This is a genomic window from Volucribacter amazonae (genome assembly GCF_029783845.1).
Taxonomy (GTDB): Bacteria; Pseudomonadota; Gammaproteobacteria; order Enterobacterales; family Pasteurellaceae; genus Volucribacter; species Volucribacter amazonae.
Window position 1 is genome coordinate 2,170,991 of the sequence record NZ_LWID01000001.1, and the last position, 25,602, is coordinate 2,196,592.

A 25,602-nucleotide genomic window follows, 5' to 3' on the forward strand; every position below is an offset into this window, starting at 1 on the left:
TAATTATGGCATACAATATGCTGATTAGGTAGAGAAATATAGTCGTTTCAATTTAAAGTGGAGCAACTATAGTCATTCCACTTTAAATTGAAACGACTATATAATTTGCTTGTTTGGCATTACTCAACATAAATTAATGGCTTTTTCGCTCAAAATTTGTTAGAGTTTAACCAAATTTTTGACTTTTAAAGAGGTGATTATTATGGGTACTTTTGGTTATTCAATGCTAACAGTGGTTTTTGCTTTAGCTATGATCGTATTTTTAGCATCATTAATTTTTTAATGTAGATACAATTTATGATTAAGGGGAATGTGTGCCATTCCCTTTATTTTTTCCTGTAACAGTATGTTATACGTATAGAATCGAATTATTTAAGTGGTAGACGTATATAGTTGCTCCACTTTAAAAAGTACAAGATGTGTCAACGTAACATTATTTTAAAGTGGAACGACGATCGTAAATAAGGTTGGCCATCAAAGTTCAAAATATATGTGGGTAGTTTTAACGCCAAATTTATGTAAAACTCACCGCACTTATTGATTTATTCTGTTTCAAACAAAGCACGATATTTTATTAATTGTGTTTTGGTTAACGCAAAAACACCGTCTCCACCTTGTTTGAAACTTAGCCATTGGAATGGGACTTGTGGGTATTGTTCTATTAAATGCACCATACTATTTCCTACCTCACAAACCAAGATCCCTTTCTTGCTAAGATAATCTGCGGATTTGGCTAGAATACGTTTCGTTAATAATAAACCATCTTGCCCAGCGGCCAAAGCAAGCATGGGTTCATGATGAAATTCCGCTGGCATATCCGCTATATCTTCGCTGTCCACATAAGGTGGGTTTGTAACGATCAAATCATATTGGTCAAGGGGTAATTGTTCAAATAAATCTGATTGAATTGGGAAAACACGATGAAGTAGCTGATGACGTTCAATGTTTATTTCCGTTACATTTAACGCCTCTAAAGATAAATCTACGGCATCAACTTCCGCTTGAGGAAAACGCTCTGCACAAGCAATGGCAATACAGCCACTTCCTGTACACAAATCTAAAATACGTTTTGGACTATGCTCAAGTAAAGGGGAAAATCCTTGCTGAATTAGTTCACCAATGGGGGAACGAGGGATCAATACACATTCATCAACATAAAAAGGCAAGCCACAAAACCAAGCAGTATGGGTTAAATAAGCTACAGGGATACGTTGTTCAATGCGGGCAATGACCAATTCAATAATCCGTTGTTTTTCTACTTGGGTAAGTTTAGCGTCATATAATTCGCTTGGTACATCTGGTGGCAAATGCAGAGCGGTTAAAACTAGCTGACTTGCCTCGTCCCACCCATTATCATAACCATGCCCATAAAAAATATCATTTTGATTAAATTGACTATATGCCCAACGCAAGTAATCTTTAATACTGTGTAAATCTTTTTCTATTAAATCGGTATCAATAAAATTTGTCATTATTTGCTCCTTTAAAAATATTGTCGCTAGTTATATCATATTTAGCTTGGGAGCTAAATCTCTTTCCGTTGGATTTATCGTCGTTCTGCTTTGCAAGAATATCGCCTTGGCTTATTGCAAATTCAAATGGCGATAATAAATGCGGTATAAAATAGAAAAGTTTTTAAGATGAAAAAATTAGCACAGCAAGACATTGCGTTATTTAGAACTGCCGTAAAAGGCTGTAAACCAATCAAACAAGATACATTTGTAGCAATACAAAATAAGAAAACAATCACTCGCTCACCAAAGCGAGAACAACGTGAGAAACAGGATAATTTATTTTATTTTTCCGACCAATACGAACCCTTGCTTAATGAAGAAAATAATGTGAAATATTTACGGGAGGGCGAAAATCCCCATTTATTAAAACAATTACGCCGTGGTGATTTTTGCCCTGATTTATTTTTAGATTTACATGGTTTAACCAAGCAACAAGCCAAGCAAGAATTAGCTGCATTACTGTTGGCTTGTGAAAAAGAACATCTTTTTTGTGCTTGCATTATGACAGGTTACGGCACCTTTACCTTAAAACGACAAATCCCGCGTTGGCTCGTGCAACACCCCAAAGTACGCGCATTACATCAAGCCCCAAAAGAATGGGGCGGTGAAGCGGCGATTTTGGTTTTGGTTGAAAATTAATTGGGCTAAAATTTTTACTTGCAATGAAAAATCAATAGATTTTTTATACTTTTTCAAGGAGGATACTATTGTCAATGAAGATCTCTTGCTCTTTTTATAATCTAATTGCACATTATCTTGTTACTATAAACAGGATTTAAAAATTGGCTATAATATTTTCTCATTTTACTTTTTCACGGCAAAAAATTATAGTCATTCCATTTTAAAATAAGAAAAGGTGATTAGCTAAAAACTGTAACGGTAGTACAGTAAAGGCTGGTTGAAGCTATATTCTTTTAAAGAAGGATGACTATATTTTACTCCCTTTTATCGTTCTTACTTCACAAAAAATGATAAATCCCCACAAAAATCCTTAATAAAAATTTTCAATTTGAGATATAAAACGCAAAATTTGATAAAAATTTATAATTATTTATATTTAATTTCCCATTTTCTACTTTCTCCAATAAAATGCCGAATATAAATTTAAAAATTATGTATTGTTTATATATGTTAAAAAACTTATTAAATAAGACTTCAACATCTATATCCTTAGCGGTGTTAATTGATGATGGCAATATTTCTATTAAATATATTGAAGTAATACTTAATGAAATAAATAAATTGGGTAACCCTATTATAAAACGGGTTTACGGCAACTTTATTGGAAAGAATGACCAATGGAAAGAAATAATTAATAAATATGCTATTAAGCCCATACAACAATTTGAATATACAAAAGGTAAAAATGCAACTGATTGTTTTATGATTATTGATGCTATGGATTTACTTTATCAATATCCACATATTCAAGGTTTTTGTATTGTATCCAGCGATAGTGATTTTACCTCGCTTGCCATTAGATTAAAAGAACAAGGTATGTATGTTTATGGTTTCGGTATGGAAAAAACACCTAAAGCATTCCGTTATGCTTGTACTAGATTTATTAATGTTGAACATTTATTTGATATCAGCATAAATAATGAAAAAATAATATTTTATTATCCTACTCAATCTGTTAATCAAATAAAAATAGAAAAAGTAAAGCAACAACTAAAAAAGAACTTGCCAGAAAATCATTGGATTCAATTAGGCTTGTTAGGTAAAAAATGGCGAGAAATTGATCCTAAATTTACTCCTAAAAATTATGGCTTTAAAAAACTAAGCACATTAGTAAAAGAATATCATCAAATATTTGACTGTAAAATTATAGGTAACAACCAATTTTATATAAAATTAAAAAAATAATATTATTCAAGTAACTGATTTCAAAAAAATACACCCTTAAAATCAGCTCTAAAATTTAGCTATAAAAAACATATGTTATGCGTATAGAATCAAAGGGCTTAAGTGATGAAAAGAAAAATCCTCCCTATATAATGAATAAGGCTGGTAATTAAAATTCAAAATATAGTAGGATAGGTCAACCGTAACAAAATCTAATGACGATTTAATTATATCACACAAAGTGTAACTATAAGTATCTATAGTCTTTATTCCCAAATATAGAAGAAAGGTGGTATATGGGAAATTAAGATTTGGTATAGGAGGCATATTAAGGTAATTATACAGTTATAAAAATGTGGGAGCCATAGAAGCACATACAATGAAGGAGCATATTCATATGCTTTTAAGAATTCCTCCAAAGTTATCGGTATCAAGTTTTATGGGATACTTGAAAGGGAAATCTTCGTTGCGGATATTTGAAAGAAAAATATAAGTATGAAAACCGAAACTTTGAGGAAAAGGGGAATTATGTAATTAGGGTAGGTTTAAATACAAAAGTGATATAGGAATAGATAAGAAATTAAGAAAAAGAAGATATGACTAAGGATAATTTATTGAAGAAAAAATATGTTGACTTCTTTATAAGGGGTAAGTAATAGAATTATTGTGCGGTTGTTAGTTTTCATACGCTCTTTGAGGAGCATATGAAGTAATAGGAATAGAGCCTAAAAAAACCGCACGTTTTACGTGCGGGTTATTATTTGCTTAAATCAGCCTATTTTTTCTTTTTCGCTTTCGGATTTGGTAAGTCAGTAATTGAACCTTCAAATACTTCAGCGGCAAGTCCTACTGATTCGTGTAGGGTTGGGTGAGCGTGGATAGTTAAAGCAAGATCTTCGGCATCGCAGCCCATTTCAATGGCTAAGCCAATCTCGCCTAATAATTCGCCACCGTTTGTACCAACGATAGCACCACCAATTACACGATGACTATCTTTATCAAAGATTAATTTGGTCATACCATCAGCACAATCAGAAGCAATTGCACGTCCTGATGCCGCCCAAGGGAATTTAGCAACTTCATAGTTAATCCCTTCGGCTTTACATTCTTTCTCGGTCTTACCAACCCACGCTACTTCTGGCTCAGTATAAGCAATAGATGGAATGACTTTTGGATCAAAATAATGTTTTTGTCCGGCAATCACTTCCGCAGTCACATGCCCTTCATGTACCCCTTTATGGGCTAACATTGGCTGTCCTACCACATCACCAATAGCAAAAATATGTGGTACATTGGTACGCATTTGTTTATCAGTGTGAATAAAGCCACGCTCATCAACTTCCACACCTGCTACATGTGCATCAATTAACTTACCATTTGGTGTACGTCCAATGGCTACCAATACGGCATCATAACGGCGTGTTTCGTTGGCGGCTTTGCCTTCCATAGAAACATAGATACCGTCTTGTTTAGCCTCTACCGCAGTTACTTTGGTTTCAAGTAGTAAGTTAAATTTCTTCTCAATACGTTTGGTGTAAATACCAACAATATCTTTATCCGCTGCAGGGATCACTTGGTCAAACATTTCAACCACATCAATATTTGCCCCTAATGCGTGATAAACTGTTCCCATTTCTAAACCGATAATACCACCGCCCATAATCAAGAGATTTTTTGGCACTTCTGTTAATTTTAAGGCATCGGTTGAATCCCAAATGCGAGGATCTTCATGGGGAATAAAAGGTAATTGAATTGGACGAGAACCCGCAGCAATAATAGCATTATCAAAATGTACGGTTACTTCGCCTTCTTCACCAGCCACAATAATGGAATTTGCTCCAGAGAATTTACCGTAACCATTTACCACTTGCACTTTACGTTGTTTTGCCATACCAGCAAGACCGCCCGTTAATTGGCTAATGACTTTTTCTTTCCAGCTACGGATTTTATCAATATCAGTGGTTGGCTCGCCAAAGACGATACCATGTTCTGCAAGAGATTTCGCCTCTTCAATAACTTTAGCAACGTGTAATAAGGCTTTTGAGGGAATACAGCCCACATTCAAACAAACACCGCCTAAAGTAGAAAAGCGTTCAACAATCACTGTATCTAAACCTAAGTCAGCACAGCGGAAAGCGGCAGAATAGCCTGCTGGACCTGCACCTAGCACCACTACCTGAGTTTTTATTTCTTTATTCATTTTCTTTCCTCGTAAAAATTTTGCGATTTTGCACCGCACTTTTACTGAAATTCATAATGGGCATAAATGCCCATTATTACATTACATCACTAAACGACGTAGATCGCTTAATACCCCATTAATAAAGGTAATAAATCTTGCTCCGTCTGCACCATCAATCACACGATGATCGTAAGATAAAGACAATGGCAACATTAAGCGAGGCGTAAACTCTTTACCATTCCAAACTGGTGTCATTTCAGATTTAGATACACCCAAGATTGCCACTTCAGGGGCATTGACGATTGGGGTAAAGTGTGTACCACCAATACCACCTAAACTTGAAATAGTGAAACAACCACCTTGCATATCACTCGCAGTTAATTTACCTGCACGTGCTTTTTTAGATACTTCGGCTAATTCACGCGATAATTCAATAATGCCTTTTTTATTCACATCTTTGAATACAGGTACCACTAATCCATTTGGTGTATCAACAGCTACCCCAATATTGACATATTTTTTCAAGGTTAAGCGTTGTCCATCTTCTGAAATTGAACTATTAAAACGTGGATAAGCCTCTAAGGCTTTCGCCGCCGCTTTCATAATAAACACCAATGGAGTAATTTTTACTTCAAGTTTTTGTTTTTCAGCTAAAACATTTTGTTCTTTACGGAATTTCTCTAGTTCAGTAATATCCGCTTTATCCCATTGGGTTACATGTGGGATCATTACCCAGTTACGGTGTAAATTCGCTCCAGAGATTTTTTGGATACGACCTAATTCAACTTCTTCGGTTTCCCCAAACTTGCTGAAATCCACTTTCGGCCATGGTAATAAGCCTAAGCCAGCACCATTTGCTCCTGCTGTTCCTGCCGATGCTGACACGCTACCACTTTCTACTGCTTTGACCGCCGCTTTCACATAAGCCTGAACATCTTCTTTTAAGATACGACCTTTACGTCCTGTGCCTTTTACTTTATCTAAGTTTACCCCGAATTCACGTGCTAAACGGCGTACCACTGGTGTTGCGTGAGCAAAGGTTGAGGCTGAAGTAACTTCATTTTGATCTGCCACTGGTGCTGAGCTTGCTGATGCGGTTGAGGTTGCTGGCGCAGCGGTTTGTGGTTGAGCTGTCGCCGTTGTTTCCACTTTAGCTGGTGCTGAACCTGCCACTTCAAACTTCATAATTAATGAACCTGTTGACACTTTATCGCCAGATTTCACTAAAATTTCTACCACTTTACCCGCAAATGGCGCTGGCACTTCCATTGAGGCTTTATCGCCCTCAACGGTAATTAACGACTGCTCTTCTTCAACTTGATCGCCCACTGCCACCATAATTTCGGTAACATTCACTTCATCGCCACCAATATCAGGCACATTTACATCAACTACACCTGTTGTAGCTGGTGCAGCGGAAGTTTCTGTTGTCGCTGATGCTGAATTCTCTTGTGCTGCTGTTGAACTAGCTCCTGCCACTTCAAATTTCATAATTAATGAACCTGTTGACACTTTATCGCCAGATTTCACTAAAATTTCCACCACTTTACCCGCAAACGGAGCTGGCACTTCCATTGAAGCTTTATCGCCTTCAACGGTAATTAAAGATTGTTCTTCTTCAACCTGATCGCCCACTGCTACCATAATTTCGGTAACATTGACTTCATCGCCGCCAATATCAGGCACATGAACTTCAACTACTGAGCTTGCTTGTGGTGCTGATTGAGGTTGACTTTCTGCTTGAGGGGCAGAGGTTTGTTGAGATGCGCCTGCTTCTTCAAGCACTAACATTGGTGTTCCTGTGGACACTTTATCGCCCACTTTTACCAAAACTTCTTTAACAACACCTGCTTCTGGCGCAGGCACTTCCATTGAGGCTTTATCGCCTTCAACATTAATGACACTTTGATCAACGTCAATTGTATCGCCAGCTTTTACCATCACTTCTGTAACCGTAACTTCATCGCCACCAATATCAGGAATTTGAATTTGTTTTGACATATTATCTTACCTTTTTGTGCTGTTTTTTAGTATCTATTTTAATGAAGAGAGGAATAAGCACATTCCCCTCTAAAAACTAAAAAACAAATTTCAGATTATGCATAAAGTGGGTTAATTTTATCTGCATCAATGCCATATTTAGCAATAGCATCAGCAACCACTTTCTTATCAAGCGTACCTTGTTTAGCAAGCTCAGTTAATGCTGCAATCACAACGTAATGTGCATTCACTTCAAAATGCTCACGTAAATTTTCACGACTATCAGAACGTCCGAAACCGTCAGTTCCTAATACACGATAACTTTGTGCTGGCACATAAGCACGCACTTGCTCAGCAAAGAGTTTCATATAGTCTGTTGCTGCTACTGCTGGAGCATCATTCATTACTTGTGCAATATAAGGTACACGATTTTCCGCCTCTGGGTGTAAGAAATTGTAACGATCTGCATCCGCACCTTCACGAGCTAATTCAGTAAATGAAGTTACTGAATACACATCTGAGGTTACACCATATTCATCAGCGAGTAATTTCGCCGCTTCACGCACATGGCGTAAAATCGCCCCAGAACCAAGTAACTGTACTTTACCTTTACCTTGACCATTTACCGTTTCAAATTTATAAACCCCTTTACGGATACCTTCTTCTGCCCCTTTTGGCATTGCCGGCTGATCATAGGTTTCATTTAAAGTAGTGATATAATAATAAATATCTTCTTGTGCCTCGCCATACATACGGTTTACACCGTCTTGCATAATTACTGCAACTTCGTACGCAAAAGCAGGATCATAAGAAATACAGTTAGGTATGGTTAAAGATTGAATATGGCTATGACCATCTTCGTGCTGTAATCCCTCACCATTTAAGGTAGTACGCCCTGAAGTTCCACCAACCATAAATCCTCTTGCACGCTGATCACCTGCCGCCCACATTAAATCACCCACACGTTGGAAACCAAACATTGAGTAATAAATATAGAATGGGATCATTGGCACATCATTGGTAGAATATGAGGTTGCAGCTGCAAGCCAAGAGGCTGTTGCACCTTGTTCATTAATCCCCTCTTGTAACACTTGACCATCAACTGCCTCACGATAATAAGCCACTTGCTCACGATCTTGTGGGGTATAGTTTTGCCCATGTGGATTGTAAATACCGATTTGACGGAACAAACCTTCCATACCAAAAGTACGTGCTTCGTCCGCTAAAATAGGCACAATATGTTTACCTACGGATTTATTTTTCAATAGGATATTTAATGAGCGAACAAATGCCATTGTGGTAGAAATTGGACGAGATTGTGCTTCAAATAATTGAGCAAAATCTTCTAAAGCAGGCACTTCTAATTTCTGAGTGAATTTCGGTAAGCGTGTTGGTAAATAACCATTTAATGCCTGACGACGTTCATGTAAATATTTATATTCTTCTGAACCCTCTTCAAACTTAATGTATGGTAATTTCTCAATATCTTCATCAGATACAGGGATATTGAAACGATCACGCACATATCTCACGCCTGACATATCCATTTTTTTCACTTGGTGAGCAATATTACGTCCTTCCGCCGCTTCACCCATACCATAACCTTTAATGGTTTTTACCAATAATACCACAGGTTTATCTTTTACTTGTTTGGCTTTATTAAATGCCGCAAACACTTTTAATGGATCATGACCACCACGATTTAATGCCCAAATTTCATCATCAGTCATTTCTGCAACCAAAGCAGCAGTTTCAGGATAACGACCAAAGAAATGCTCACGCACATAAGCACCGTCTTTTGATTTCAAGGTTTGGTAATCGCCATCAACCACTTCCATCATTAATTGTAATAATTTACCTGAAGTATCACGTTGCAATAAACGATCCCAACGACGCCCCCAAATCACTTTAATCACTTCCCAGCCAGCACCATTAAACAAGCCTTCTAATTCTTGAATAATTTTACCATTCCCGGTTACAGGCCCATCTAAACGCTGTAAGTTACAGTTAATAACAAAAACTAAGTTATCTAATTTCTCACGAGCCGCAAAAGAAATACCGCCACGAGATTCTACTTCGTCCATTTCGCCATCACCAAGGAAAGCATAAACGGTTTGATCCGAAGTATCTTTTAAACCACGATGATGCAAATATTTTAAGAAACGTGCTTGATAAATAGCATTCAATGGGCCTAACCCCATTGATACCGTTGGGAATTGCCAAAATTCTGGCATTAATTTCGGATGAGGATAAGAAGATAAGCCTTTACCATGCACTTCTTGACGGAAATTATCAAGTTGTTCTTCCGTTAAACGTCCTTCTAAAAAGGCACGAGCATAAATCCCTGGCGAAATATGACCTTGGAAGAAAACCAAATCGCCACCATTTTTCTCAGTACGCGCTTTAAAGAAATGGTTAAAACACACTTCATAAATTGTTGCCGCTGACTGATAAGAAGACATATGTCCGCCTAACTCTAAATCTTTTTTAGACGCACGTAATACGGTCATAATCGCATTCCAACGAATCGCCCCACGAATACGGCGTTCTAAATCAAGATTTCCCGGATAATTAGGTTCTTCTGAAGTTGGGATAGTATTAATATAATCGGTAGTTGTTCCCGTTGGTAAAGCCACATTATTAGCTCGAGCATGTTGCATCACTTGCTCAATAATAAATTGTGCTCTTTCAACACCTTCTTCACGAATTACTGAATCGATTGCCAACAACCAATCGTTGGTTTCAATCGGATCCACGTCATGCTTAACCATATCTGACATGGGCATTTCCTTTTTTTAAGTTAAAAGTTACTATTTAATCCGAAGATTAAATAACCAATGAATAACTAATTCTGTCCATAACAATAAGGCTAACTAAACTTGTTAATTAACCCTATCTGCTTTATTCAAGTGCGGTGTTAAATCAAACTGTTTTTCTAGCGGATTTAACAATTAATACAAATTTTATTAAATTTTTTGAAATAAAGATAGAAAATTTTTGCCCCTAAAATAGCAAATTTTCCTGTTTTTGTCTATTTTTAACACGCCATTACAGCAAATTTACTCGCAAATGCCATTTATTACCATATAACTATCAATCCGATCATTATATAGCCTTTGAGCATTTATACCTTAGTTTCCACTTATTCATACTTTGCGATAATAAGATTTGCTAAATTAAACCCAATGGATTATCTTGATTTAATGAAGAAATAAAACCTAGTAAGATGAAACTTAACCAACAAATCGCACAAAAAATTGTACAACGTACAATGAAAATTATCGGCTACTCCGTTAATGTTATGGACGAAACAGGAACAATTATTGCCTCAGGGGATCTTAATCGCATTGGGCAAAGCCATATTGGTGCCATCATTGCACTACGAGAAAATCGTATGGTGGAAATAAACCAAACTCTAGCTCAACAATGGCAACATCAAGTTAAACAAGGCATTAATCTTCCCATTCGTTACCTTAATCAATCAATAGGTGTTATTGGTATTTCTGGTGAACCTGACAAAGTAAGGCATTATGTAGAACTGGCTAAAATGGCAACAGAACTTATTGTTGAGCAAGCTGTTATTCAAGAACAACAACAATGGAATAAGCGTTATAAAGAGGAATTTTTATTACAATTACTTAATGGCACAGGTGATCTCACTACATTACGTCAACAATCTACTTTCTTTACCTTTGATCCTCAGCAAACAAGACGTGTTATTGTAATTAAATTGCTACATTCTAGCCCAGAATATTTGCAAGAATTTATTAATCATTTAGAACAAATTGGTTTTACCGATTATGCTGTGATTAATCTTACTCAAATCGCTTTATTGCAACATATTAATTCATTGGAACAAGCAAATCACCAATTAAATAAACAATTGCCTCAACAGAATAAACAGCATTATAAAGTCGCTATTGGCTCAGTATGTACGCAACTTGAAGACTTGTATATCTCTTATCAAACGGCACAAAATATTCTCGCCTATGGTTTAGCTATGCGTCCTAAACAACATTATTATTTTTTTGATCAACATTCTCTTCCTGCGTTATTATTTAATTTGACAGATACTTGGTATATGCAAAAAATCCTGCAACACAGCGAAAAACTTAAACAACAAGATAATAAAAAAGTGCTGTTAAAAACCTTACAACAATATTTTTTAGCAAATTGTGATCTTGATCGCACCGCACAAAAACTCTTTATTCACCCCAATACTTTACGCTATCGTTTAGCTCGCATTGAACAAATAACAAACTTAAAAATCAATAACATAGAAGACAAATTCAACCTGTATCTTTGTGCCTTATTAAGCCGATAATTTGTATAAAATAACAAAAATAACTTGAAATATCGCTAAAAATTTAGTCATTTGACTAAAGCATCTTTTAAGCAAAATCACTAATATGGTTATTGATGATAGTTAATCTCATCAACATTAGCCCAAGTTAGCCGTATTTCGGGCTTAACCAAATAATCTATTACTAAGGATAACAACTTATAGTCGTTTCAATTTAAAAAGTTGGACGACTATAGTATCCCCTTGGAGGCTATTATGACTGGTATCTCACTTATTATTACCTTTATTCTAGCGATTATTATTATGATTTGGTTAATCGCTAAAATCAAAGTTCACCCATTTCTTGCCTTAATGGGCGTATCATTAACCTTAGCCATGCTCGCAGGTATTGAGCTTAATCGTATCCCAACAATTATCGGCGAGGGATTTAGTGCCATTTTTAAAAGTATTGGCATTGTAATTATTCTTGGTGCAATCATTGGTACAATTCTGGAAAAAACAGGTGCAGCATTAAAACTGGCAGATTTAGTCGTCCGCCTAGTAGGACAAAAACGTCCTGATTTAGCTATGCTTATGATGGGCTGGATTGTGGGCATTCCTGTTTTTTGTGATAGTGGATTTGTGGTACTTAACCCTATCCGAGAGGCACTTCGTAGCAAAATTGCGGCAAATCCTGTGAGTATGGCTGTCGCATTAAGTGGTGGACTTTATGCCTCACATGTCTTTATTCCGCCTACACCGGGACCTATTGCCGCTGCTGGAGCATTAGGACTAAGCCATAATTTATTACTAGTTATCATTATGGGAATTGTTGTATCTCTTCCTGTTTTGCTTGCGGTCTATCTTTTTGCTAAATATATTGGCAACAAAGTTAGCATAGAACAGCCAGAGGCAGATCATATTATTCAACAAAGTTATGAACAATTACTGCAACATTACGGTAAACTTCCCAATGGTTTACTCAGTTTAGCCCCAATTTTATTCCCTATCCTGCTTATGGCACTAGGTTCAATAGGAAAAATTTTGGGGATCGGTGGACAATTAGGCGAAATAATTCAATTTCTAGGTAATCCTATTATTGCTCTCACTGTTGGAGTTATCTTTGCCATTGGTTTATTATTGCAAACAGAAAAAATTAAGGAGTTTGATCAACTTACCAATGAAACCCTAAAAATCGTTGGTCCAATTTTATTTATTACAGCCGCAGGTGGTGTTTTAGGTAAAATTATTATTGAAGCAGGTTTTGTTGAGTATATTAAACAAAATGCACATCATATTAGCACGTTTGGCATATTCTTTCCTTTTATCATTTCAGCGATTCTCAAAACAGCCCAAGGTAGTTCAACCGTCGCTATTATAACCACTGCTGCCATTATGGGTATGTTTAACGCTAATGATTCACTTATGGCAGTATTGGGATTAACTTCAGAAATTGCCGCCACACTTTGTGTTATGGCGATTGCCGCTGGTGCAATGTGCGTATCGCACGCCAACGATAGCTATTATTGGGTTGTTACTAATTTTACCAAACTTACCCCTCAACAAGGCTACAAAACCCAAACCTTGCTAACCTTGATTATGGGAATAGTCGGAATATTAACCGTCTATGTATTATCATTAATTTTGCTATAACGGAGTAACTATGAATATCCTTATCGCCCCTGATTCCTTTAAAGAAAGCCTGACCGCTTTACAAGTTGCCAATGCCATTGAAATCGGCTTTAAACATATCTTTAAACAAGCCACTTATCAAAAAGTGCCAATGGCTGACGGTGGCGAAGGAACGGTACAATCGCTAGTTGATGCCACACAAGGCACATTATTAAGCCAGCAAGTTACCGCACCACTTGGTAATAAAATCCAAGCGGTATGGGGATTATCGGGCGATAAGCAAACAGCCTTTATTGAAATGGCAGCCGCCTCAGGCTTACATCTCGTCCCCCCAGCACAACGCAATCCTTTAATTACCACCAGTTATGGCACTGGAGAGTTAATCAAAGCTGCGTTAGATTATGGGGTCAATAACATTATTCTCGGTATTGGTGGCAGTGCCACCAATGATGGTGGAGTAGGTATGTTGCAAGCCTTAGGCATCAAATTTACAGATCAACAACAACGCGATATCGGTTTTGGTGGACAAGCCTTAATGGATATTGCACATATTGATTTAAGCCAATGCGATCCTCGCTTGCAATATGTACAACTTGAAGTCGCTTGCGATGTAAATAATCCGCTCTGTGGCGAACAAGGGGCATCAGCCATTTTTGCCCCACAAAAAGGGGCAAGCCCAGCAATGATTAAACAATTAGACCTTGCTCTACAACATTTTGCCCAAATGGTACAACAGCATTGTCAACTTGATATTCTTACCCCCGCTGGTGCAGGTGCGGCAGGGGGTATGGGGGGCGGTTTATTGTTATTACCACAGGTAACGCTCAAATCAGGGGTAGAAATCGTCATCAATGCGGTTAATTTAGCAGAGAAAATAAAACAGGCTGATTTAGTTATCACAGGCGAGGGCAGAATGGACGCACAAAGTATCCATGGTAAAACCCCCATTGGAGTCGCCAATATTGCCAAACAATTTAACAAACCCGTTATCGCCCTTGTCGGCAGTTTAAAATCGGATTATCCCTTGGTGTATAATTATGGAATTGATGCGGTTTTTCCTATTATTCGCCAAGTGGCAGACTTAACGGATACCCTAGCTCAAGCTGAACAAAACCTGATTTCAACGGCGCATAATGTCGCCAGACTTTATCAACTGGCACAGGGACATTATAGTCGTTTCAATTTAAAATAGGGTAAAACCTACCAACACTGTTTATTTATAGTCGTTTCAATTTAAAATGAGACAAGGCGGTACGCCGAAGACAGTACAAGTAGGCGAGGCGTACCAACGCCGTATCATTTTAAAGTGGAGCGACTATAAAACAAACAAAATAACAGGCTTACTAATAAGCCTGCTTTTCACTATATCGTTCAAAGTGCGGTAAGTTTTCGCAAAATTTTTTACGCTTCCAACACCACCTTGCCAATATAGCCTAAATGGCGATAATGTTGAGCATAATCAATGCCATAGCCCACTACAAATTCATCAGGAATTGAAAAACCAATCCAATCCACTGGCACTTCTACCTCTCGGCGTGAAGGTTTGTCTAATAAGGTACAAATACTCAAGGATTTAGGCTCACGCAAGTTTAAAATTTCACGCACTTTTTGCAAGGTATAACCTGTATCAATAATATCTTCCACAATTAACACATGTTCCCCTTTAATATCCCCCTCTAAATCCTTAGCGATACGAACATCATGGTTACTAGTCATACCTGAGCCGTAACTGGAAGTGGTCATAAAATCTACGATTACAGGCACTTGAAGTTCACGCACTAAATCCGCCATAAACATAAAAGATCCCTTGAGCAAACCAACCACAATCAATCTTTCCGCTTGCTGATGTTGATAATATTGGCTAATTTCATGCCCTAATTCGCTAATGCGTGAAGCCACATCGGCTTGTGTAATTAATGTTTCTACATAATGTTTTTTCATTCTTATTCCTTAATTATTACACCTGAATAACGTTCTAACCGCTCGCTATTATAACACTATCTCACAAACCTATAGTCAAAAAAAAGTCGGGGTATATCCCCGACCTTTCATTAACCCTAACGAATTTACTTTCTACTCTACCTGTTAATTGGAATCTCTCTATGCAAGCCAAAAATAATGGTATTTTTTACCGCACTTCCCAACAGGATGGGAGCTATATTAACAAATAAAAAAACCTTGTCAATAAGAATTATTATCATTTAGATCTAATTACCAGAAATTTTCATACTCTCTAGCAAAATTGAGCCTGTTTGAATATTTGAGCGATGCTCTACATCATCAGCCACTGCTACAATATGACGCAACATATCCTTTAATTGTCCTGCAATGGTAATTTCTGAAACTGGATATTGAATTTCGCCATTTTCCACCCAAAAGCCAGCAGCCCCTCGAGAATAATCGCCAGTTACTAAATTGACTCCTTGCCCCATGACTTCGGTAACCAATAATCCTGTCCCCATTTGGCGTAAAAGTGCGGTCAGTTTTCCGTTTAAATTAGGTTTAACCAACCAATTATGGATACCGCCCGCATGCCCTGTACTTGGCATACCTAATTTTTTACCACTATAACTGGTAAGCAAATAAGTTTGTAAAATACCTTGCTCAATAATTTCTCTTGCCTGCGTCCGTACGCCCTCGCTATCAAATGGTGTGGAAGCTAAACGCCCTTTTAAATGGGGACGTTCGCTAATTTGAAACCAATCAGGCAACACTTGTTTCCCCAAATGATCCAATAAAAAGCTGGATTTACGATATAAACTGCCACCACTGATTGCAGCGGTCAAATGAGAAATTAAGCCTGTTGCCACATCATTGGCAAAAATCACTGGCACTTGTTGAGTGGCAATTTTGCGAGGTTGTAATCTCGCCAAGGTTTTACTGGCACAATGCTCGCCTACCCAAGTAGGATCAGCCAATTCATTAATATTGCGTGCCACCGTATATTCATAATCACGCTCCAGTTGATTATCCGTTGCCGCAATCATAGAACAAGACAAAGAATAACGGCTTGATAAATAGCTTTGCAACATACCATAACTATTACCATACACACGAATCCCACAATGAGAATTAAAACTTGCTCCCTCTGAATTAACAATACGCGGATCATAATCTAACGCCGCTTGTTCCGCTTGCAAAGCCAATGCTAACGCCTGATCCACATCAATATCCGCTTGATGATATAAATCTAAATCAGGCGCATCAAATGCCATTAAGGCTTTATCCGCTAAGCCTGTACAAGGATCAGGCGAAGTATATTTCGCAATGGCTAACGCCGCTTCCACTGCACTTTTAATCGCCGTTGGGCTTAAATCCGAAGTGGAAGCATTGCCCTTTTGTTGCCCTAAATACACCGAAATGCCTAATGCTCCGTCATTATTAAATTCCACATTTTCCACTTCTCTCAAACGGACTGATACGGATAAGCCACTTACTTTCGTTACCGCCACTTCCGCCGTTGCCCCTGCTTGTGTTGCTAACTCAACGGCATAACTCACCGCCTCACATAATTCTGTTTGTTGTTGTCGCAAAAGTGCGGTCTGATTTTGATCCATTTTTTAACCTTTTTCTGTCAATATTATTGCCGTTTAATTTAAAATAAGACAAAGCGGTACGGCAAGGCGTACCAACGCTGTATCATTTTAAAGAGGACGGCTATCCTTCCACTTTAATCCTATATATTCTATCCCATTGTGATAAAATACCAAAAATTTTGATGATATTGTCGCCCAAATTTAAAAAGATGATAAAAGGAAGAAAAAATGGCAAGAAAAAATAAACAAGCAGAATTAGATTGGTTAGATGAAGAACAAGAAGAAATTATTTGGGTCAGCAAAAGTGAAATTAAACGAGATGCAGAAGAATTAAAAAAATTAGGCGAAAAACTCACGCAATTAACCCCAGCGAAACTGGAAAAAATTCCCCTAGAAGAAAATCTATTAGCCGCCATTGAACTGGCTCAACGTTTACAAAAAGAAGCACGCCGCCGCCAATTACAATATATAGGCAAACTGCTCCGCACCACCGATCCTGAACCTATTCAAGAAGCCCTAGCTAAATTAGAGAATAAGCATAATCAACAGCAAGCAATGCTACATAAATTGGAATTATGGCGAGATCAGCTTATCCAACAAGGGGATCAAGCCCTCAACGATCTACTACAACAATATCCGCAAGCAGATCGCCAACAGCTACGCAATCTAATCCGCTCCGCACAAAAAGAACAACAACAAAACAAGCCCCCTAAAGCCTATCGAGAGATTTATCAACAGTTGAAGTTGTTGGTGTTGGGGGAGTGATTAAAATAAGTAAGATATAATATTATTGATAGGTTTATTAAATTTAGAGGGGTTAAAAATGAGTAGGTTAGAACAAATATATAAAGAATTAGATCAGTTACTTCAACATGGGAAATATTCAGAAGCCATTGAAATGTCGAAACAATCTTTAAAATTAGCTGATGATATTGAAGATCCGCAAGAAAAAGTACAAGAACAAAATACTGCGAAATTTTATCTAGGAGGCTGTTATTTTCAACAAGCATTAAATACAGAGCATCAAGAAGAAGCCCTAAAATACTTTGAAAATGCAATCCAGCACTTTGGAAAAGCCCTTGAATTTGCTGAGCAACTTAGCGATGAACAACAAAAACTCCAAGAACAAAATAATGCACTATTTATGCTTGGGCACTGCTATTTTCAACAAGCATTAAAAACAGAACATCAAGAAAAAGCCCTAAATTACTTTGAAAATGCAATTCAACACTTTGGAAAAGCCCTTGAATTTGCTGAGCAACTTAGAGATGAACAACAAAAACTTCCGGAAAAAAATGATACACTATTTATCCTTGGGCGCTGTTATTTTGAGCAAGCATTAAAAACGGAACATCAAAAAGAAGCACTAAAATACTTTAAAAATGCAATCCAGCACTTTAAAAAAGCACTTAAATACGCTGAGCAACTTAGCGATGAACAACAAAAACTCCAAAAACAAAATAATGCGCAATATTGGTTGGGACGCTGTTATTTTCAACAGGCATTAAAAACAAAACAACAAAAAGAAGCCCTAAAATACTTTAAAAATGCAATCCAGCACTTTAAAAAAGCACTTAAATACGCTGAGCAACTTAGCGATGAACAACAAAAACTCCAAAAACAAAATAATGCGCAATATTGGTTGGGACGCTGTTATTTTCAACAGGCATTAAAAACAAAACAACAAAAAGAAGCCCTAAAATACTTTAAAAATGCAATCGACCACTTTGAAAAAGCACTTGAATTTGCTGAGCAACTTAGCGATGAACGACAAAAACTCCAAGAACAAAATAATGCGCAATATTGGTTGGGACGCTGTTATTTTCAACAAGCATTAAATACAGAGCATCAAGAAGAAGCCCTAAATTACTTTGAAAATGCAATCCAACACTTTGGAAAAGCCCCTGAATTTGCTGAGCAACTTAGCGATGAACAACAAAAACTCCAAGAACAAAATAATGCGCAATATTGGTTAGGACGCTGTTATTTTCAACAAGCATTAAATACAGATCATCAAGAAGAAGCCCTAAATTACTTTGAAAATGCAATCCAGCACTTTGGAAAAGCACTTGAATTTGCTGAGCAACTTAGCGATGAACAACAAAAATTCCAAGAACAAAATACTGCGAAATTTTATCTAGGAGTCTGTTATTTTCAACAAGCATTAAAAACTAAGCATCAAGAAGAAATCCTAAAATACATTGAAAATGCAATCCAACACTTTGGAAAAGCACTTGAATTTGCATCGCAAATTAGCGATGAACAACAAAAACTCCAAGAACAAAATAATGCGCAATATTGGTTGGGACGCTGTTATTTTCAACTGGCATTAAAAACAAAACAACAAAAAGAAGCCCTAAAATACTTTGAACAAGCAATCTACCACTTTAAAGAATCCCTTAAATTTGCTAAACAACTTAGTAATGAAGAACGAAATTTCAAAGAGCAAAATATTGCACAACATTGGCTTGGGAGCTGTTATTTTCAACAAGCATTAAAAACAGAACTTCAAGAAAAAGCCCTAAAATACTTTAAAAATGCAATCCAGCACTTTAAAAAAGCACTTAAATACGCTGAGCAACTTAGCGATGAACAACAAAAACTCCAAGAACAAAATAATAATCAATTTTGGCTAGGGCAGTGTTATTTTCAACAAGCATTAAAAACAGAACATCAAGAAGAAATCCTAAAATACTTTAAAAATGCAATTCAACGCTTTGGAAAAGCTCTTAAATTTGCTGAACAACTTAGTGATGAACAACAAAAATACCAAGAGCAAAATACTGCGCAATATTGGCTTGGACGTTGTTATTTTGAGCAAGCATTAAAAATAGAATATCAAGAAGAAGCCCTAAAATACTTTGAAGAAGAGTTAAAAGACGAAAATCTAGAAAAAGTCCTAAAAAATTTGGAACAGATATTAAAAACTGAATATCTAGAAAAAGCTCTAAAACCCTTAGAAAAAACATTAAAAACTAAACATCAGAAAGAATATCTAAAATACTTGGAAAAATTATTAAAAACAAAATATCAAGAAAAAATCCTAGAATACTTGGAACAAGAATTAAAAATTAAATATCAAAAAGAATCCCTAAATTATTTTAAAAAAGCGATCAAAAACTTTGAAAAAGCACTTGAGTTTGTTGAAAAACTTAAAGATGAACAACAAAAATTACAAAATAAAAATAATATTCAAATTTGGATAGCACGCTGTTATTTTGAGAAATCCTTAAAAATAAAAGATAATAAAAGTTTAAATAAATTTTTTGACTATAAAAAACAAATAATATCTAAAAATGAAAAACTAAATAAAATAGATAACCCTATTCTAGATATTTTAAATATTTTATACTTAATGCCTTGTGAGCTAGAACACATTAAACTTTCTCACTATACAACACCAAATGTTTGTGAGAAACTATTTGGGATTAATTCAAATAATTTGAATAGACAAAACAATCAAGATAATGCTATATCCATGATGAGAATGAACAGTATAACTTATATGAATGATCCTTATGAAGGAAAAGTATTACTAAACTTACTTAGTCAACAAGAGTTAGAAATAGAAAATATTAAAAATAATTCAAAATACCATACATTTATTACTTGTTTCTCTAAACGTGTCAATGATCTTAACCAATTCAGATTATATGGTAAAGAAGATAACATTGAAGCCTCTGGTTGTTGTTTAGTATTTGATAAAAAAGCATTTTGGAGAAATAAGCCAAATATTAATAATAGCTTTTCTATTTCTAACAAAGTTAAAGACTTAACTTCAGACATTAATAATTTTAAGCAATTAACTATATCTATAAATCAAGATATTAATTATAAAAGAGAAAATATATATTTACCTATTTATCAAGTTGCCTATATTGCTTATCTTGATAATTATAATAACAATAATGACTTTGAAACTAAAATATCTGATACTAAAAATAGAGAATTTGGCATATATATTAGCGATATATATAACAATGATAAGTATGAATTTTTGAATGGTTATAGAAAAAATGAATTTCAAAAAGCAATTAACGATTTATTAAAAAAAGAAAATATTACCGATATAGATAACCTAGAATATATCCGCTATTTATTTAAAGATTATGCCTTTAAAGATGAAGATGAATTTCGCTTATTAAAAGTGCAAGATAACTATGATGGGGTAGAATGTTGTGAAAATACACAACAACTTTATATAGAATATGCTGATATTACTTCTTGTGTGGATGAGATTATTGTAGGTACTAATTATGAAAATACCGAAAAAGGTCGGAAAATAGAATATCTGAGATATCAAATAGACCAAAAGATGAAAGAAATATATGGAGAAAATCCCATTAACGTTATTCAATCCTCTTTACCTATTAATTATTATAAGAAAAAATAATAGACAAAATTTATCAGTTATGCTTAGCAAAAGTCAGAAATACTTTTGCTAAGCTTTTCACTTACTTTATGCGGTATTTTCTCTTTGAAAGAACAACAAAATTCTTAGCAAAACCAAATAACAAAAAAACTTAAACCCCACCGCACTTAACAGCTAACCACAAAAACTCAGAAACCCTTTGCGCAATCTTGCTAACCCCTCGCTGACTTCATCAGGTTTAATATTTAACGCTGGAGCGAAACGTAGGACGTTTGGGCCTGCTTGTAAAATCATAACGCCTTGCTCCAAGGCTTGGGTAACAAATTGGGCGGCTTTGCCTTGCCATTTGTCGTTTAGCTCTGCTCCAATTAATAATCCCATACCACGAATTTGTTTAAATATGCCAAGCTCTTGGTTAATTTCGCTTAAAGTTTGGGTAAATTGTTGCGAGGTATGTTGGACATTGGCTAAAAAGTCAGGTTGGCGAATAATTTCTAGCACTTTATTGGCAACGGCACAGGCTAAGGGGTTGCCACCAAAGGTTGTGCCATGTACACCTAACGAAAAACTTTTGGCAATATGGTCGGTGGTCAGCATTGCACTAATAGGAAAGCCGTTACCTAAAGCTTTGGCGGTGGTTAAAATATCGGGTTGTACTTGATAATACATATAAGCGTATAAATAGCCTGTACGCCCTACTCCTGTTTGCACTTCATCAAAAATAAGCAAAGCTTGATATTCATCACATAAGGCTCTTAATCCCTGCAAGAAAGATTTTTCCGCTGGTAAAATACCGCTTTCCCCTTGAATTGGTTCAACAATAATCGCACAGACTTGCTCGTCCATTACCGCACGCACTGTGGTTAAATCATTAAAAGGAACGTGGATAATCTCCGCAGGCTTTGGTCCGAAACCGTCTGAATATTTGGCTTGCCCCCCTACGCTGACGGTAAAAAAGGTACGTCCATGAAAACTTTGTTTAAAGGAAATAATTTTATTTTTTTGGTAACCAAAATGATCTAAGGCATAACGGCGTGCTAATTTAAGGGCTGCCTCATTCGCCTCTGCCCCAGAATTGGCAAACATTACCCGTTGGGCAAAGGTATGCTGTACTAATTGGCTGGCAAGCGCTAAGGCGGGTTCACTGGTAAACCAGTTGCTGGAATGCCATAATTTTTGCCCTTGCTCAGTTAAAACTTCTACAATCTCCTCAGGGCAATGCCCTAGGGCGTTTACCGCAATGCCACTGGTAAAATCAATATATTCGTTCCCTGCCTGATCCCATACTCGGCTCCCTTTGCCTTGCACTGGGATCATTTGAGCAGGGGCATAATTTTGTACCATGACTTGATCAAATAATTGGCGATGATAGTTTGTCATTATCTTATCCTTTTTTCCTTATAGCTCAATATTGCCTAGAGCATAAATAAATATGAATAACTAGTCAATAAAAATGAATTTATATTCATTTGTTTTGGTATAAATCAGGGCTATCCTGTTCTGGGCGTGTTTTAAAACGGCGATGTAGCCACATATATTGGTTAATGCCTTTGTTAATTTCTTGTTCCACCACTTGATTCATACGTGTAGCCACTGCCACTTCATCATTTAAATCGCTAAAATCCACTGGTGGCGAAATGCTAACGGTATAACCCGAACCATCAGCATTACGCAAAGGTGCAAAAGGCACGACTTTCGCTTGTGGAGCAGCTTTGAGTAAATAATAAGATCCTGTGGTGGTACAAGCATCAGGCACTGCAAAAAACGGTACAAACACCGCATTACGCCGTCCATAATCGTGATCAGGGGCATACCAAATGGTTTCGCCACGCCGTAAGGCTTTCATCATTCCGCGCAGATCTTTGCGATCAAGCATTGCTTTGTTAGAACGTAAACGCCCACGCATTTGTAACCAATCTAACAAGGGATTATCATTAGGGCGATAAACCCCTACCCCAGAATGGGCAATCCCTACAATTCTTGCCCCTAATTCTAAGGTTAAAAAATGCACTCCCACAAAAATAATGCCTTGCTGATCTTGTTTATTGAGATGCTCTAACCCCTCAATTTTTGACCATTTTTTGATTCGTTTATCCGACCAAAACCACGCCATGCCTGTTTCAATAATCGCCATACCTGTGGCTTTTAAATTTTCCTGCAAAATTTGTTCAATTTGCTGTGGGTTATAATCAGGAAAACATAATTGCAAATTACGCCGAGCAATTTGCTGACGGCGTTTGCCTACCTTTAAATGGGCGAATAACCAACCTAGCCCTTGCCCCACTTTTAATAATAAAGGATAGGGCAACAATAATAGTAATCGCCAAAGGGCTAAGGCTAACCATAATCCCCAATATTTAGGTTTTAAAAATGCCCATTGAAATGTTGGAAGTTTATTTTTTGGATTGCTCATACTTAACAATATCGCTATTTTTAGCCAAACAAATGCCCCATAGTTTAACGGAATTTTATGCAAATGGCATTTTGAAAATTATTGGATATGCTAAAATAGCCCAAACTATTTTTTCGGAGAACTGCAATGTCGCAATATTCTGCTCAATTTAATCAGGCAAAAGTGTTAGTGTTAGGTGATGTAATGCTGGATCGTTATTGGTTCGGTGCGACCAATCGTATCTCGCCAGAAGCCCCTGTTCCTGTGGTAAAAGTACAACAAAATGAACAACGAGCGGGCGGAGCGGCTAATGTGGCTATGAATATCAGTGCGTTAAATGTGCCTGTTAAATTATTAGGTTTAATAGGGCAAGATGAAACAGGGCAAGCCTTATCGCAGTTATTAAGTGAACAAAATATTGATTGTGATTTTGTGGAATTGGCAAGCCACCCTACGATAACCAAATTGCGAATTCTTTCTCGTCATCAACAATTATTACGCTTGGATTTTGAGGAAAATTTTCATCAAGTAGATTGCTCTGCTTTATTGGATAAGCTCCAGCAAGCACTCAGTGATTATGGAGCATTAATTTTATCAGATTATGGCAAAGGCACGCTCAACCAAGTGCAACAAATGATTCAGTTAGCTCGTGCGGTGCAAGTGCCTGTGCTAATCGATCCCAAAGGAACAGATTTTGAGCGTTATCGTGGGGCGACTCTATTAACCCCAAATCTTGCCGAATTTGAAGCGGTTGTGGGGACTTGTCATACTGAACAAGAATTAATTGATAAAGGGCTAAAATTAATTGCGGATTTTGACCTTGAGGCATTATTAGTTACCCGTTCAGAAAAAGGAATGACCTTATTACGCCCTCATTATCCAGCCTATCATTTACCTACCCAAGCCAAAGAAGTGTTTGATGTAACAGGGGCTGGCGATACAGTAATTAGCGTCCTCGCTACTGCCCTCGCCGATCAACGCTCTCTTGAAGAAGCCTGTTATTTAGCTAATGTGGCAGCAGGTATCGTAGTAGGCAAGCTCGGCACTTCCACCGTATCCAATAGCGAACTCGAGAATGCCATTCATGGACACTGCGAAAATGGCTTTGGCATTATGACTGAAAGCCAATTAAAACAAGCGGTGCAATTAGCCAAAAATCGTGGCGAAAAAATTGTGATGACCAATGGTTGTTTTGATATTTTACACCCCGGTCATGTTTCTTATTTAGACAATGCTCGCAAACTGGGCGACCGATTAATTGTGGCGGTAAATAGCGATGATTCTGTGAAACGCCTTAAAGGGGATAATCGCCCAATTAATGATTTACACACTCGTTTAGCCGTATTAGCAGGCTTACGTTCAGTAGATTGGTTGGTTGCCTTTGATGAAGATACGCCACAACGCCTTATTAGCGAGATTTTACCTGATTTATTAGTAAAAGGTGGCGATTATCACCCTGAGCAAATTGCAGGTAGCCAAGAAGTTTGGGCGAATGGTGGCGACGTAAAAGTACTAAACTTTGAAAATGGTTGCTCAACCAGTAATGTGATTAAAAAAATTCAAGAGCTTAGTTAGTTGAATTTTAAGGAAAAAAACATAAAACACAATTTGGCTTAATGAAATATTAGCTACTTTAAAGTGCGGTGAGTTTTGGAATTTTTATTGTTATTTCTCTGATTTTGTTAATTGATTTTGCCGTTGGTAAAATTGGAGAACTAATAGTGTAATGGCTCAAAACTTGCTATTAGCATTAAAGATAGTTTAAAAATTAACATTTAAATAAATGAAAGGGGAGTCCTTGTAAATATAAAAACGTAACAGGGCTTTAACAATTTTTAAATGCTATGAAAAATATTTATTTGCCTTC

Annotated in this window: 16 protein-coding genes and 1 pseudogene; 9 read left to right on the top strand and 8 right to left on the bottom strand. The window is 36.7% G+C overall.

What is annotated here, in order from left to right; all coding sequences use genetic code 11:
* Positions 1 to 542 precede the first annotated feature (542 nt).
* A complete protein-coding gene (gene prmB / locus A6A20_RS10455; RefSeq protein ID WP_279573367.1) occupies positions 543 to 1,472 on the bottom strand; it encodes a 50S ribosomal protein L3 N(5)-glutamine methyltransferase in 930 nt (309 codons plus the stop codon).
* 168 nt (positions 1,473 to 1,640) lie between these two features.
* Between prmB and smrB the strand changes: the two genes are divergently transcribed.
* The 3 genes and pseudogenes from smrB to tnpA form a co-directional block, all read left to right on the top strand.
* On the top strand, positions 1,641 to 2,153 hold the full coding sequence (gene smrB / locus A6A20_RS10460) for an endonuclease SmrB (RefSeq protein ID WP_279573368.1): 513 nt from the start codon (positions 1,641 to 1,643) through the stop codon (positions 2,151 to 2,153).
* A gap of 489 nt (positions 2,154 to 2,642) precedes the next feature.
* Entirely contained in the window at positions 2,643 to 3,380 is a 738-nt protein-coding gene (locus A6A20_RS10465; protein WP_279573369.1) for an NYN domain-containing protein, read from the top strand.
* 206 nt (positions 3,381 to 3,586) lie between these two features.
* Positions 3,587 to 3,922, top strand: a pseudogene (gene tnpA, locus A6A20_RS10470) (IS200/IS605 family transposase); the annotation flags it as partial.
* Positions 3,923 to 4,134: 212 nt separating this feature from the next.
* Here tnpA and lpdA read toward each other — a convergent pair.
* The 3 genes from lpdA to aceE form a co-directional block, all read right to left on the bottom strand.
* Positions 4,135 to 5,559 carry a dihydrolipoyl dehydrogenase gene (gene lpdA, locus A6A20_RS10475; protein WP_279573370.1) on the bottom strand — a complete coding sequence of 475 codons (1,425 nt, stop codon included), beginning with the start codon at positions 5,557 to 5,559 and terminating at the stop codon, positions 4,135 to 4,137.
* An 81-nt stretch (positions 5,560 to 5,640) separates the two neighbouring features.
* Positions 5,641 to 7,542 (bottom strand): pyruvate dehydrogenase complex dihydrolipoyllysine-residue acetyltransferase, encoded by a 1,902-nt coding sequence (gene aceF, locus A6A20_RS10480; RefSeq protein ID WP_279573371.1) that lies wholly within the window; start codon positions 7,540 to 7,542, stop codon positions 5,641 to 5,643.
* A 95-nt stretch (positions 7,543 to 7,637) separates the two neighbouring features.
* The gene (gene aceE, locus A6A20_RS10485; protein WP_279573372.1) at positions 7,638 to 10,301 is read right to left on the bottom strand and encodes a pyruvate dehydrogenase (acetyl-transferring), homodimeric type; all 2,664 of its coding nucleotides are present in this window, start codon (positions 10,299 to 10,301) and stop codon (positions 7,638 to 7,640) included.
* Positions 10,302 to 10,747: 446 nt separating this feature from the next.
* Between aceE and A6A20_RS10490 the strand changes: the two genes are divergently transcribed.
* The 3 genes from A6A20_RS10490 to A6A20_RS10500 all read left to right on the top strand — a co-directional run bounded on the left by A6A20_RS10490 (position 10,748) and on the right by A6A20_RS10500 (position 14,627).
* Positions 10,748 to 11,845, top strand: coding sequence for a CdaR family transcriptional regulator (locus A6A20_RS10490; RefSeq protein ID WP_279573373.1), 1,098 nt, complete (start codon positions 10,748 to 10,750; stop codon positions 11,843 to 11,845).
* 234 nt (positions 11,846 to 12,079) lie between these two features.
* Positions 12,080 to 13,456, top strand: a complete 1,377-nt coding sequence (locus A6A20_RS10495; protein WP_279573374.1) for a GntP family permease — start codon at positions 12,080 to 12,082, stop codon at positions 13,454 to 13,456.
* Positions 13,457 to 13,466: 10 nt separating this feature from the next.
* Entirely contained in the window at positions 13,467 to 14,627 is a 1,161-nt protein-coding gene (locus tag A6A20_RS10500) for a glycerate kinase (protein ID WP_279573375.1), read from the top strand.
* A 209-nt stretch (positions 14,628 to 14,836) separates the two neighbouring features.
* On the opposite strand, the gene hpt is transcribed toward A6A20_RS10500, so the two are convergent.
* Together hpt and pmbA are read right to left on the bottom strand one after the other, a co-directional pair.
* Positions 14,837 to 15,376: a hypoxanthine phosphoribosyltransferase gene (gene hpt, locus A6A20_RS10505; protein ID WP_279573376.1), complete on the bottom strand. Its 540-nt coding sequence runs from the start codon at positions 15,374 to 15,376 to the stop codon at positions 14,837 to 14,839.
* A gap of 266 nt (positions 15,377 to 15,642) precedes the next feature.
* Positions 15,643 to 16,992 (bottom strand): metalloprotease PmbA, encoded by a 1,350-nt coding sequence (gene pmbA / locus A6A20_RS10510; RefSeq protein ID WP_279573377.1) that lies wholly within the window; start codon positions 16,990 to 16,992, stop codon positions 15,643 to 15,645.
* 207 nt (positions 16,993 to 17,199) lie between these two features.
* Between pmbA and yjgA the strand changes: the two genes are divergently transcribed.
* Together yjgA and A6A20_RS10520 are read left to right on the top strand one after the other, a co-directional pair.
* On the top strand, positions 17,200 to 17,736 hold the full coding sequence (gene yjgA, locus A6A20_RS10515) for a ribosome biogenesis factor YjgA (RefSeq protein ID WP_279573378.1): 537 nt from the start codon (positions 17,200 to 17,202) through the stop codon (positions 17,734 to 17,736).
* A gap of 58 nt (positions 17,737 to 17,794) precedes the next feature.
* Positions 17,795 to 21,364, top strand: coding sequence for a tetratricopeptide repeat protein (locus A6A20_RS10520; RefSeq protein WP_279573379.1), 3,570 nt, complete (start codon positions 17,795 to 17,797; stop codon positions 21,362 to 21,364).
* 153 nt (positions 21,365 to 21,517) lie between these two features.
* Here A6A20_RS10520 and A6A20_RS10525 read toward each other — a convergent pair whose 3' ends face one another.
* Together A6A20_RS10525 and lpxL are read right to left on the bottom strand one after the other, a co-directional pair.
* A complete protein-coding gene (locus A6A20_RS10525) occupies positions 21,518 to 22,723 on the bottom strand; it encodes an aspartate aminotransferase family protein (protein WP_279573380.1) in 1,206 nt (401 codons plus the stop codon).
* Between the two features lie 85 nt (positions 22,724 to 22,808).
* Positions 22,809 to 23,756: an LpxL/LpxP family Kdo(2)-lipid IV(A) lauroyl/palmitoleoyl acyltransferase gene (lpxL, locus tag A6A20_RS10530; protein ID WP_279573381.1), complete on the bottom strand. Its 948-nt coding sequence runs from the start codon at positions 23,754 to 23,756 to the stop codon at positions 22,809 to 22,811.
* A gap of 126 nt (positions 23,757 to 23,882) precedes the next feature.
* Here lpxL and hldE point away from each other — a divergent pair, with 126 nt between their 5' ends.
* Entirely contained in the window at positions 23,883 to 25,310 is a 1,428-nt protein-coding gene (gene hldE, locus A6A20_RS10535; RefSeq protein WP_279573382.1) for a bifunctional D-glycero-beta-D-manno-heptose-7-phosphate kinase/D-glycero-beta-D-manno-heptose 1-phosphate adenylyltransferase HldE, read from the top strand.
* Positions 25,311 to 25,602: the final 292 nt, after the last annotated feature.

Bases quoted from the DNA above. Each gene is read 5' to 3' on its own strand.
- prmB (WP_279573367.1), bottom strand. From the start codon at position 1,472: ATGACAAATTTTATTGATACCGATTTAATAGAAAAAGATTTACACAGT.
- smrB (WP_279573368.1), top strand. From the start codon at position 1,641: ATGAAAAAATTAGCACAGCAAGACATTGCGTTATTTAGAACTGCCGTA.
- A6A20_RS10465 (WP_279573369.1), top strand. From the start codon at position 2,643: ATGTTAAAAAACTTATTAAATAAGACTTCAACATCTATATCCTTAGCG.
- lpdA (WP_279573370.1), bottom strand. From the start codon at position 5,559: ATGAATAAAGAAATAAAAACTCAGGTAGTGGTGCTAGGTGCAGGTCCA.
- aceF (WP_279573371.1), bottom strand. From the start codon at position 7,542: ATGTCAAAACAAATTCAAATTCCTGATATTGGTGGCGATGAAGTTACG.
- aceE (WP_279573372.1), bottom strand. From the start codon at position 10,301: ATGTCAGATATGGTTAAGCATGACGTGGATCCGATTGAAACCAACGAT.
- A6A20_RS10490 (WP_279573373.1), top strand. From the start codon at position 10,748: ATGAAACTTAACCAACAAATCGCACAAAAAATTGTACAACGTACAATG.
- A6A20_RS10495 (WP_279573374.1), top strand. From the start codon at position 12,080: ATGACTGGTATCTCACTTATTATTACCTTTATTCTAGCGATTATTATT.
- A6A20_RS10500 (WP_279573375.1), top strand. From the start codon at position 13,467: ATGAATATCCTTATCGCCCCTGATTCCTTTAAAGAAAGCCTGACCGCT.
- hpt (WP_279573376.1), bottom strand. From the start codon at position 15,376: ATGAAAAAACATTATGTAGAAACATTAATTACACAAGCCGATGTGGCT.
- pmbA (WP_279573377.1), bottom strand. From the start codon at position 16,992: ATGGATCAAAATCAGACCGCACTTTTGCGACAACAACAAACAGAATTA.
- yjgA (WP_279573378.1), top strand. From the start codon at position 17,200: ATGGCAAGAAAAAATAAACAAGCAGAATTAGATTGGTTAGATGAAGAA.
- A6A20_RS10520 (WP_279573379.1), top strand. From the start codon at position 17,795: ATGAGTAGGTTAGAACAAATATATAAAGAATTAGATCAGTTACTTCAA.
- A6A20_RS10525 (WP_279573380.1), bottom strand. From the start codon at position 22,723: ATGACAAACTATCATCGCCAATTATTTGATCAAGTCATGGTACAAAAT.
- lpxL (WP_279573381.1), bottom strand. From the start codon at position 23,756: ATGAGCAATCCAAAAAATAAACTTCCAACATTTCAATGGGCATTTTTA.
- hldE (WP_279573382.1), top strand. From the start codon at position 23,883: ATGTCGCAATATTCTGCTCAATTTAATCAGGCAAAAGTGTTAGTGTTA.